This window comes from Arthrobacter antibioticus, assembly GCF_030063205.1.
GTDB lineage: Bacteria > Actinomycetota > Actinomycetes > Actinomycetales > Micrococcaceae > Specibacter.
In genome coordinates this window covers 41,046-51,465 of sequence record NZ_JASISQ010000010.1, presented here as the reverse complement: position 1 = coordinate 51,465, position 10,420 = coordinate 41,046, and the positions used below count along the sequence as shown (strand labels likewise).

Genomic DNA, 10,420 nt, shown 5'->3' with positions numbered 1-10,420 from the left:
GGGAGCGGCTGGGTGGGCCCACAGACGCGAGGGACCCGCTGCGAGCTTGCGAGTAGTGGGAGCGGCTGGGTGGGCCCACAGACGCGAGGGACCCGCTGCGAGCTTGCGAGTAGTGGGAGCGGCTGGGTGGGCCCACAGACGCGAGGGACCCGCTGCGAGCTTGCGAGTAGTGGGAGCGGCTGGGTGGGCCCACAGACGCGAGGGACCCGCTGCGAGCTTGCGAGTAGTGGGAGCGGCTGGGTGGGCCCACAGACGCGAGGGACCCGCTGCGAGCTTGCGAGTAGTGGGAGCGGCTGGGTGGGCCCACAGACGCGAGGGACCCGCTGCGAGCTTGCGAGTAGTGGGAGCGGCTGGGGACTACTGCCGGGAGAACTCGGAGGCTTCTCGAACCTGTTCCGCGCTTGGACGAACACCCGTGTACAGCACAAATTGTTCCTCAGCCTGGATAGCAATGACCTCGGCTCCCGTGATGACCTGCTTCCCGGCGGCCCGGGCAGCCGCAATTAGCGGGGTCTCGGCAGGAAGTGCGACGACGTCGAACACCACCTGCGCCTGCTGCACCAGTGCATCGGAGAACGACTGGACCGTCTCCTCTCCTCCAGCCATGCCCAAAGGGGTCACGTTGATGAGCATGCCTGCTCCAGGAACACGATTGGCATCCGCAACAGCACAGCCAGCGTCCCCATCCACCTCCGGAAGCCAGGAAAAATCGTAAAGCGCGGCAAGCGCTTGGCCACGTTCTTCGTTGCGGGCCACAATGCTCACGTGAATGAATCCGGCGTCGTGCAAGGCAGCAGCAACAGCCTTGGCCATGCCGCCGGAACCACGCAGAAAAACCGTCATGGCGGGATCAATAGCGTTCACTGTCAGCAGCCTGGCGATGGCAAGATAATCGGTGTTGTACGCGGTGAGCACGCCCGAGTCATTGACAATTGTGTTAACCGAATCAATGGCCAAGGCGGAGGCGTCCATCGCGTCAACAAGAGCAATGACATCCTCTTTGTACGGCATCGAGACTGCGGCGCCGCGAATACCCAGCCCCCGGATACCTGCAACAGCCTGGGCCAGATCACGTGGCGCAAACGCCTTGTACACGTAGTTCAGGCCCAAGGCCTCATAGAGGTAGTTATGGAAGCGGGTACCGATGTTGCTAGGTCTCGCGGCGAGCGAAATGCACAATGTCATGTCTTTGTTTAGGATAGGCACCTCTCCATTGTGCCTGAGATCCTGAACTACAATCAGAAGGCAGAACGCACATTTGTCGTATTGCACCCACCACTCCATCATGCCTAGGGGGCGTCGCAGTGAAGATTGATTTCGCGAAATCTAAGCAATCTACACTGGGTTTGGAGTGGGAGATTGCGCTGGTTGACAAGGATTCCGGAGAATTGGCTGCGCGAGCCGACGACGTCTTCGAGAATATCTTCGCAGCTCAGCCAGAGGTCATAAAGGACGAGGAGCACCCGCACATTAAGGGTGAAATGCTCCAAAACACAGTGGAGTTGGTCACAGGGGTTGCTCAAACCGTCTCTGATGGTATCGAGGATCTGCGTCGCAACTTAAACCTGCTGCGCCAAGCTTCCGAGCCCCTGGGCCTTGATCTCCTCAGCGCCGGCACGCACCCTTTCAGCAACCCGCGCACGCAGGCCGTTACCGATAAGGAACGCTACTCCAAACTCGTGGATCGGACTCAGTGGTGGGGCAGCCAAATGCTCATCTACGGCGTGCATGTCCATGTAGGCCTTGACCATGTGTCAAAGGCCATGCCAGTGCTTGATGGGCTGGTCAACCACTTCCCGCACTTCCAGGCCCTCTCTGCCTCTTCTCCTTACTGGAATGGCGAGGACACCGGCTACGCGTCCCAGCGGGCTTTGATGTTCCAGCAGCTGCCTACAGCCGGCTTGCCCTTCCAGTTTCCCGACTGGAACGCGTATGAGTCCTACGTGCAGGATATGTTCACCACCGGGGTCATTGACGCGCCAAATGAAATCCGCTGGGATATTCGTCCCGTGGCAAATCTTGGCACTATTGAAATGCGTATCTGCGACGGGATGTCCACGCTGGAAGAGATTGGCGCTGTCGCCGCGCTGACCCAGTGCTTGGTTGAGGATTTCTCAAATACCCTGGACGACGGCGGCACCATCCCCACGATGCCACCGTGGCACATTCAGGAAAACAAGTGGCGCGCAGCCAGGTATGGCTTGGACGCCATCATCATCTTGGATGCTGCCGGCAAGGAGCAACTTGTCACGGAGCACACAATGGAGCTGCTGAACAAACTTGAACCCGTGGCAGCCAGGTTGGGCTGCTCAGATGAGCTATCCAATGTGGAGAGAATCATCACGCGCGGGGCAAGTTACCAGCGCCAACGCCGCGTTGCTGCCGCCCACAATGGCGACCTGCGCGCCGTCGTGCGTGAACTTGTGCAGGAAATGGCCGGCAACTAGCTCAGCGGCGGGCACTTCTTAGAAAATTCTTAGCTATCGTGCGAGACAGTGAAGGAAAGTCTTATTGCACGCAGCGAATCAGAGAGTTGGCTAATGTCGTCACCGACCAAACAAGGGAAAACTCACGCCGCGCCTGAATCCGGCGCACACGCTTCGCAGATGCGCCGTCTCTTCACGCGGCCTGGCAACCTCTGGCGCACACGGTTAGCTGTCCTCCCCCAGCCCGCTTTCTGGGGCCTCTGGGTGATAGTCCTGTCCGGAATGGTTTTGGTTCTAGGATTCTTCGTGGTTGGCACTCCTGACTTCACCGCCAACGAGTTCACCGTGGATCAGGAAATGAGTAGGAGCCACGTTGGTGCACTGACTGTTGTGGCGCTGGCACTGGACAAAGTATTTTCACCGATCGGCGGGTGCGTCATGATCGCTTTGATGGTCATCTTTCTGCTCATCATTCGCCGATCGCCGCTCAACGCTGTTGCCTTTGGCGGTGTGACAATTGCTGGCTGGTTTGCAAGCCAGTTCTTCAAACTTGTGGTGGAGCGTCAACGCCCCAACCCCGCACTGCTTTTAAACCCGCTGGCTCCTGAAACTGGTTCGAACAGCTTTCCCAGCGGCCACGTGGCACTGGCTGTTGGGCTCGCGTGGGCGTTCTGGTTCTTGTTACGCAAGGGGACGTGGGCCAAACTGGCGGCGCTTCTTGCCATTGTGGTGCCGCTGGTAGTGGCTTGGTCCCGACTCTATATTGGTGTGCACTACCCCAGCGATGTTGCCGCGTCATTCCTGGCTGCGAGCGCGGCCGTGGTCTTGTTTGCAGGGGTGTGGAACCGCTATCAAGGCCATATAATTCCCCGAATTCCAGGTCTTGACCGCTTCGGCCCCACTAGTGCAACACCCGTTGGGGTAAGCCAATTCACGGGACAGCTCAGAGCCGACGGGTCTACTCTTAAAACTGGCCCGTCTGCTGCCCCCACCCCTTCGAACCCCTGATCGAGGCCCGTTTTGTTGCATCTCATCGTTCCTGTAGTCCACGGATTTCTCCTCCCTAGCGGATCCCAGACCGTTGGAATAACGTCACTTTTCGATCCTGCTGCGCTCTTAAACGGGCTAGGGCCAGCCGCTCTTGCCATTGTGGCTGTGATTGTTTTCATTGAGTCAGGGCTCCTGTTTCCTTTCCTGCCCGGTGACTCGCTCCTATTCACTGCCGGACTTCTGCATCAACAGCTTCAGCTCTCACTGCCCGTACTGATCGGCGTGGTGGTGCTGGCTGCCGTTGCAGGGGATCAGGTTGGGTACATGCTGGGTCGCAAGTTTGGCCGACGCTGGTTCAAAGATGACGCTCGAATCCTGAAAACCAAGTACCTCAAGGAAACCGAGGAGTTCTTCGCCAAGCGAGGAGGCGCCGCTATTGTCTTGGCGCGTTTTGTGCCGGTGGTGCGTACCTATGCCCCTTTGGTGGCGGGCACCGCCAACTACAATTACAGGAAGTTTACGCTGTGGAACATTGCCGGCGCAGTCGGCTGGGCTGGCTCCATCACCCTCCTTGGAACATGGCTGGGGCACTATGAAATCATTGCCAACAACATCGACATCATCGCAATAGTGCTGGTCTTTCTCTCGGTGGTGCCGGGCTTGATCAGCATCCTGCGTAAACGGCGGTCCGGTAAAGCGGAAACTACCGCTGAAGCCAGCATTTTGGAGGAGGATAAGGAGCGTGCACATCCCTGAACGCTCGCGGCTGCTCCTGGTTGAAGATGATCCCGTCCTAGGGCCACTCATTGCAGAGCTTCTGGCCAGCGAATACGAGGTGCATTTGGTCTCAGATGGGCAGAAAGGCCTCCATCTGGGCCTCACTGCTCAATGGGACGCCATGGTGATTGACCGCGGCCTCCCGGTCATGGACGGGCTGGCATTGGTGCGGGCACTGCGCCGCAAAGGCGTCACAACTCCTGCCATTATTCTCACGGCTTTGGGTACCACACCGGAGAAAATTGAGGGGCTCGACGCCGGAGCTAACGACTACATGACCAAACCTTTTGATGCCGGTGAGCTCCGGGCGCGGCTGCGTGCCATGACCCGCCGTTTCGCGCTCTCCCCAACAACGCTGAGCATAGGCGATTGGCTTTTTGATCCGGCCAACCGTTCACTGCGCTCAAACTACGGCGAACTTGTGCAGCTCACAGCCAAGGAACGAGATCTACTGGCACTTCTCGCTGGTGAACCTGACCGCGTGTTCACCAGGAATGAGTTGCTGCAGAGCCTGTTCCACCCCGGTGATTCCCCAAGTGTCATCGATACCTATGTGCATTATCTGCGCAAAAAGGTGTCCAAAACAGTGATCCGTACCGTGCATGGTTTGGGCTATCAGATGGGCGATGACGCATGAAGGTTTTGTTCAACAAAATCCCGTTGGGACTGGCTAAGCATTCCAGTACCGATTCGCCACAGTTACGCCGAGCAGCCATCACTGTGGGCCTGCGCATAGCCGTGGCCATCGCGGTGATGGTGGCGGCAGTCATCGTCACAGCCGCTCTGTACATGCTGTACCTTTCACACCACCCGGATCTGTTTTCCGCCGATACTTCTACCCGTGTTTATATCGAATCAAATGACATGCTCAAGGCAATGCTTTTGGCTGGATTCGCCGGGATTCTGGCGGCCGGTGCTATTGGGTGGCTCAGTGCCCGCAGTGCCATCCGTCCGCTGGGGCGGGCCCTTGAATTACAGCGCCGTTTTGTGCAAGACGCCAGCCACGAACTCCGAACTCCCCTGACAATTCTTGACGCACGGGTTCAGTTGGCCGAATTGAAGGTTAATGACAACCCCGATGCCGCCAAACTATTGGGACAGATTCGCCAGGATACTGCAGCCCTCTCCGCAACCGTTCAGGAGTTACTTCTGGCCGCCACGGGTGAACACGGCACGGCTACGGAGCTCCTGAACGTCCCTTCTGTTATCGATGAGGTCACCGCCAACCTTGTGGATCTGGCCGCATCTCGCGGCATCAGGCTGCTCACAACTCACGACGGCGTTGCCCATGTTCGTATTGCGCCCAACAGTTTTCGCCGGGCTGTCTTGGGTTTGATTGATAACGGCATCAACCACACCCTAGAAGGTGGAACCGTAGAGATCTGCACAGCTCACTCCCGAGGGAAAGCGATTATTACTGTCAGTGACAACGGTGGTGGGATTGTTGGTATTGACCCCGCTCGAGTGTTTGAACGGTTCGCTCATGGCAGCACTGCCGCGCGAGGCGGACCACGCAGCTACGGCCTGGGCCTTGCCTTGGTTCGTGAGATTGCCGTGGCTGCCGGTGGCAGCATCCAGGTCGCCGAGACAGGTCCCAGCGGCACCACCATGGAATTAGTTCTGCCGATCTCCCGCTAGTCCCACCCCGACAATCGCTCACTTAACGTCGGCTTTTTACCGACGCTCGCTCACTCCGCGTCCATCATTCCCAGACGCTCGCTCACTACCTGCAGGAGCGTCGCCAAAAACGCGACGCTAAGTGAGCGAGCGTCTGGCCGGAGTGGGGCACACCCAACCTTGTTCATCCACAGTTCACTTGCTTCGGCTACGCTCAGGCGGGTAGATCGGCCATACGAAAGGTAGCTTGCAGATGAGCATCGCCCCGGCGTTGACCCGGCGACTAGGCACGTTCGACGCCGTTGTCATTGGTCTTGGTTCCATGATCGGCGCCGGCGTTTTCGCAGCCTTCACCCCGGCCGCCCAAGCCGCTGGCTCCGGCCTGCTCATAGGACTGGCGATCGCTGCCTGTGTTGCCTACGCCAACGCCACCTCATCCGCCCAACTGGCCGCGGCATACCCCACCTCCGGAGGCACGTACATCTATGGCCGAGAGCGGCTGGGACCGTGGCCAGGATTCCTGGCAGGCTGGGGATTCGTGGTGGGCAAAGTGGCCAGCAGTGCCGCCATGGCCATGACGTTCGCCGCTTACGCCGCGCCCGCGGGGTGGGAGCGGCCGGTGGCGATTGCCGCCGTCGCACTTCTCGTGGCGGTGAACTACAGAGGTGTGAGCCGCACGGCTGCCCTGGCCCGGATCATTGTTGGCGCCGTTCTTGCCGCACTGACCATTGCAATTGCCGCGGTATGGGCTGGTAGCGGCGGCCATCCTGGAGGCAGCAGCAACAGTAGCTTTTTGGGTTCCGGGCTGTTCTCGCACGGTTGGTACGGTATTTTGCAGTCCGCTGGACTTTTGTTCTTTGCCTTCGCCGGTTATGCCCGGATTGCCACGTTGGGTGAGGAAGTCAAAAACCCTCGGCGCACCATCCCGCGCGCCATCCTGTTGGCGCTGGCTCTTGCGGGCGCCATCTACGCTGTTGTGGGTGTGAGCCTGCTTGTGGCATTGGGGCCCGACGGCGTTGCCTCCACAGCGGCGCCCCTGACCACCGCGGCGGCGGCCGGCGGTTGGAGCTGGGCTGGACCGGTGGTCAAAGTAGGCGCCGCATTGGCTTCCTTGGGTGCTCTGCTGGCACTGGTGGCGGGGCTGGGCAGGACGTCGCTGGCCATGGCGCGAGAAGGAGATTTTCCGCGTTATTTTGCGGCTATTCACCCAAAATTTGCTGTGCCTCACAGGGCCGAGTTGGCGTTGGGCGCCGCAATCATTGTGATCATTATGTTCGCTGATCTGCGCGGCGCTATTGGCTTCTCTTCCTTTGGCGTCCTAGTTTATTATCTGGTGGCCAACATTTCTGCCTTCACCCAAAGCGGTGCAGATCGCCGCTACCCCAAGGTTTTGCAACTGCTGGGTGCGGCGGCGTGCGTGCTGCTCGTGGCCACCTTGCCGATGGAGGCGGTGCTGGCCGGACTGGTGATGTTCGCGGTGGGGATTCTTTACCGCACAGTCAGGCTGCGCCGTCGTGCCTCCCGCAGCTGATGCACAGCTGAGAACATCTAGAGGCTGATACACGTCACTGGCAGAGAGGAATCGGGTGCGAAGGAGAGCTCGCTGGGGCCCACACCACTCATGACTAGCTGCGCGCCCAAGGCCGCCACCATGGCGCCATTGTCGGTGCACAGCGATAGCTTTGGGACCAGAAGCGTGATTCCCGCCGCCAAGCACCGCTGCCCGGCCAACTCCCGTAACCGGGTATTTGCCGCCACACCACCACCAAGTAACAAGGTGGTGATGCCCTGTTCCTTGCATGCCAGCACAGCCTTGGCCGTGATGACATCCAGCACAGCTTCCTGGAACGACGCCGCAATGTCAGCTACCGGGACGTCCTCACCACGAGCTTCGTAGCCTTCCACACAGCGTGCCACCGCGGTTTTCAGCCCTGAGAAGGAGAAGTCGTAGCGGTGTGGACCGGGAACCTCCGCAGTGCCCATGTACTTGGGCATCGTCAGCCCGCGCGGGAACCGCACAGCCTTGGCGTTGCCCTCTTTGGCCAGTCTGTCGATGGCCGGGCCGCCAGGGTAATTAAGCCCCAGCAGCCGGGCTACCTTGTCAAAGGCTTCACCGGCAGCATCATCAATCGTGGCACCAAGAAGTTCAACATCTGAGGCAATATTGCGTACCCGCAGGATCTCTGTGTGGCCGCCAGAGACCAGGAGGGCTCCCAAGTTTTCCGGTAGTTGAGAGTTTTCACAGCCGGCAGTTTCAGAGCCAGTTCCAAGGGGCTCAGCCAGCAAGCCCACACCAACGTGCGCCACCAAATGGTTGATTGCGTAGATCGGCTTGCCGGTGGCCAGCGCCAGTGCTTTGGCAGCGCTAACACCCACCATGAGCGCACCCGCTAGGCCCGGCCCGCTGGTGACGGCAATGGCGTCAACGTCCGCCATTGTGACCCCGGCACTCTCCAGTGCCTGCGTCAGGGTGGGCACAAACGCATCGAGGTGCGCCCGGGAGGCGATCTCGGGGATGACACCACCAAAGCGGACGTGCTCCGCCATGGATGAGGACACTGTGTTGGTCAACAGCTGGGTGCCGCGGACCAGCCCCACACCGGTTTCATCGCAGGAGGATTCAATGCCCAGGATCAATGGGTTGCTTTGATTCATGATGGATCCTTTGGGTCTGTTGCTGCCCAGTTATTGGTGGCAGCTTCTGCGCTCTCAACGGGCACGGTCAAGCGCATGATTAGCCCGTCTGAGCCGTCGCGGTAATATCTGCGCCGCGTATGAATATGTTCAAAACCGTAGCGCAGATACAGTCGCTGCGCCCGCGGATTGGTTGAGCTAACCTCCAGCATGACGTCGGCCGCGCCGCGCCGTCGCGCCTCATCGACGAGCTCATCCAACATTGCCCGGGCAATGCCCCGGCCCTCAAATTCGGGCAGCACGCCAATAGTTTGGATGTCCCCTATGGGCGGCACACACATGAGACCGGCATAGCCAGCTATCTGGGCATTCCGCCCCTGATGTTCGACGCCGGAGGGTACCTCCGCGATGATGTAACGCCGTGTTTCGGGTTGCCTGAGCTCACCAACAAACATGGATCGTGGCCACGAATCAACCCCAAAGAGGGTCTTATCCAAGGCGGTGATGAAGTCAACATCGTTGGCAACCATGTTACGCAGAACAGCCGGGACGTGCGCTCCCGAGTTACTCACGGCTGAGTCGAACTCATCCAGATCACTCACTGCAGGATCGTTAACGGCAGGATCACTCACGGCAGGGCCCGCTTCCGGGGTCCGGGCACCTTCGCATCAGATTCACGCAGATACAGCGGTGTTGAATCCAGCAGCCCTGCCGCCTCAAGCGAACCGGCAGCAGTAATTTTGCGGGCAGCGGCACGTCCCAGCTCCAATGCCGTTGGCTGGGCCTGCGCAAACAGCTCGAACACGGTGCAACGGTTGCCGGTGAGTACCTCTGCATAGAGACCAGCGCCGGCACCGAATACGTCAGCGGCAAAAATTTCGTTGGCCGGACCAACGTGGGGGCCATCCAGCAAGTGAGCTCCCGGACTGTACTTTGCCCAGTAGATTTCCTTGCGCCGGGCGTCCGTAGCCACCACAAAATCCCTGGTTGCCAGTGGCCCCACAGCTCGACCAGATCGGTAGGCAGGGGCATCAAAAACTTGGTGGGCCAGTGCATCCAGGCTCATCATGCCGTAGAGCGGAATCCCCCATGTGAAGCTGAGCGTGCGTGCCATGGCAATACCTGAACGCAGACCGGTGAAGGGCCCCGGCCCGGTACCCACCACAATGGCGTCAAGTGCCGGGCCTTCTGTGACAGGGTCAGTAAAAAGAGACTTAACCCCCGGCGCCAACACCTCAGCGTGGCTGCGTGTTTCAGTCGTGGCAAAATTTGCCACCACCTCGGCAGTCCGCACGGAGTCCCGTGGATCAAAGTCGAGAATGGTGGCACTGGCAGCAGCCGATGTATCAATGGTCAATATTCGCACGTAGTTGAGTCTATTCTGTTGTGTTCACAAGCTGGCCGAGCATGGAAAAATCGGTGCCTTCCCAGCGCGGCCCGATGGCGGTCAAGCGTAGGGTGCGGGGTTCCTCGTCATCCTCATCAGCATCAAAACTGTCCAAAAAATCAGCGGCTTCATCCGTGTTTTGGTGCACTGCGTGCGATGTGTGAAAAGTGGTGGGCACGCCACCGCCAACCGCCCTGATGAGTTCAATCTCTAACCGGCTACTGGCCAAATGCTCCACCCTGTCAGCGCCCCACTCCACCACTGTGACCGAGGTGTCCATGGTGTTTTCCAAGTCGATGTCATCAATTTCACCGGGTGTGCCCAGCCGGTAGGCGTCAACGTGGACCAAATCAGGACCGCCAGGGTTAGCGCCCTCGGGCAGGTTTGGGTGGATGCGTACCAACACGAAGGTCGGTGAAATAACTCCCTCGCGCACACCGAGACTGCGGCCAAGGCCCTGCGTGAAAGTGGTCTTACCTGCACCGAGTTCCCCGGTCAAAACAATCAAGTCACCTGCGGCCAACAGCCCGGCCAGCTTCCCGGCCAGCTGCTGGGTTTGCTTCGCGGTGTCAGTAGCAAATTCCCACAT

Annotated in this window: 11 protein-coding genes; 6 read left to right on the top strand and 5 right to left on the bottom strand. The window is 59.4% G+C overall.

Translation table 11 applies throughout. From position 1 onward, the window contains the following. Positions 1-357 precede the first annotated feature (357 nt). The gene (locus QMG40_RS16440; protein WP_283532204.1) at positions 358-1,206 is read right to left on the bottom strand and encodes a shikimate 5-dehydrogenase; all 849 of its coding nucleotides are present in this window, start codon (positions 1,204-1,206) and stop codon (positions 358-360) included. 98 nt (positions 1,207-1,304) lie between these two features. Between QMG40_RS16440 and QMG40_RS16435 the strand changes: the two genes are divergently transcribed. From QMG40_RS16435 to QMG40_RS16410, 6 genes are all read left to right on the top strand, one after another. Continuing rightward, the gene (locus tag QMG40_RS16435; RefSeq protein ID WP_283532202.1) at positions 1,305-2,447 is read left to right on the top strand and encodes a glutamate--cysteine ligase; all 1,143 of its coding nucleotides are present in this window, start codon (positions 1,305-1,307) and stop codon (positions 2,445-2,447) included. Positions 2,448-2,540: 93 nt separating this feature from the next. Then, positions 2,541-3,434 (top strand): phosphatase PAP2 family protein, encoded by an 894-nt coding sequence (locus tag QMG40_RS16430; RefSeq protein ID WP_283532201.1) that lies wholly within the window; start codon positions 2,541-2,543, stop codon positions 3,432-3,434. 141 nt (positions 3,435-3,575) lie between these two features. Then, positions 3,576-4,172, top strand: coding sequence for a DedA family protein (locus QMG40_RS16425; protein ID WP_349361628.1), 597 nt, complete (start codon positions 3,576-3,578; stop codon positions 4,170-4,172). After that, a complete protein-coding gene (locus QMG40_RS16420) occupies positions 4,159-4,830 on the top strand; it encodes a response regulator transcription factor (RefSeq protein ID WP_283532200.1) in 672 nt (223 codons plus the stop codon). The genes QMG40_RS16425 and QMG40_RS16420 overlap by 14 nt, the downstream gene beginning before the upstream one ends. Next, positions 4,827-5,831, top strand: coding sequence for a sensor histidine kinase (locus tag QMG40_RS16415; protein ID WP_283532199.1), 1,005 nt, complete (start codon positions 4,827-4,829; stop codon positions 5,829-5,831). The genes QMG40_RS16420 and QMG40_RS16415 overlap by 4 nt, the downstream gene beginning before the upstream one ends. Before the next feature lie 232 nt (positions 5,832-6,063). Then, positions 6,064-7,341, top strand: a complete 1,278-nt coding sequence (locus QMG40_RS16410; protein WP_283532197.1) for an APC family permease — start codon at positions 6,064-6,066, stop codon at positions 7,339-7,341. A gap of 17 nt (positions 7,342-7,358) precedes the next feature. On the opposite strand, the gene tsaD is transcribed toward QMG40_RS16410, so the two are convergent. The 4 genes from tsaD to tsaE form a co-directional block, all read right to left on the bottom strand. Then, positions 7,359-8,465, bottom strand: coding sequence for a tRNA (adenosine(37)-N6)-threonylcarbamoyltransferase complex transferase subunit TsaD (tsaD, locus tag QMG40_RS16405; protein ID WP_283532196.1), 1,107 nt, complete (start codon positions 8,463-8,465; stop codon positions 7,359-7,361). After that, positions 8,462-8,974, bottom strand: a complete 513-nt coding sequence (locus QMG40_RS16400) for a GNAT family N-acetyltransferase (RefSeq protein ID WP_283532258.1) — start codon at positions 8,972-8,974, stop codon at positions 8,462-8,464. Before QMG40_RS16400 ends, tsaD begins: the two co-directional genes overlap by 4 nt. A 98-nt stretch (positions 8,975-9,072) precedes the next feature. Next, the gene (gene tsaB, locus QMG40_RS16395) at positions 9,073-9,810 is read right to left on the bottom strand and encodes a tRNA (adenosine(37)-N6)-threonylcarbamoyltransferase complex dimerization subunit type 1 TsaB (RefSeq protein ID WP_283532195.1); all 738 of its coding nucleotides are present in this window, start codon (positions 9,808-9,810) and stop codon (positions 9,073-9,075) included. A 10-nt stretch (positions 9,811-9,820) separates the two neighbouring features. Further along, on the bottom strand, positions 9,821-10,420 hold the full coding sequence (tsaE, locus tag QMG40_RS16390) for a tRNA (adenosine(37)-N6)-threonylcarbamoyltransferase complex ATPase subunit type 1 TsaE (protein ID WP_283532194.1): 600 nt from the start codon (positions 10,418-10,420) through the stop codon (positions 9,821-9,823).